The organism is Rhizobium ecuadorense (assembly GCF_001187535.1).
In the GTDB taxonomy this organism is placed as follows: domain Bacteria; phylum Pseudomonadota; class Alphaproteobacteria; order Rhizobiales; family Rhizobiaceae; genus Rhizobium; species Rhizobium ecuadorense.
In genome coordinates this window covers 1-256 of the sequence record NZ_LFIO01000759.1, presented here as the reverse complement: position 1 = coordinate 256, position 256 = coordinate 1, and the positions used below count along the sequence as shown (strand labels likewise).

Below are 256 nucleotides of genomic sequence, written 5' to 3'. Positions count from 1 at the left end.
TTATGCCTCGCTGCCGAACATCATGAAGGCGAAGAAGAAGCCGCTCGACAAGAAGGCACCTGCCGATTTCGGTGTCTCCACCACGCCGCGGCTGAAGGTGCTGAAGACCGAGGAGCCGTCGGGCCGCAAGGCCGGCGTCAAGGTCAAGTCGGTCGCCGAACTGGTCGACAAGCTGAAGAACGAAGCCGGCGTGCTTTAAGGCAGGAAAGAGAGAACACCATCATGACCATTCTTCTTCTGGCCGACCACGACAATG

1 pseudogene is annotated in these 256 nt (G+C 58.6%); it reads left to right on the top strand.

Annotation, left to right across the window (positions count from 1 at the left end):
• Positions 1-199: pseudogene (locus AF337_RS13775) on the top strand (electron transfer flavoprotein subunit beta/FixA family protein); the annotation flags it as partial.
• Positions 200-256 lie beyond the last annotated feature (57 nt).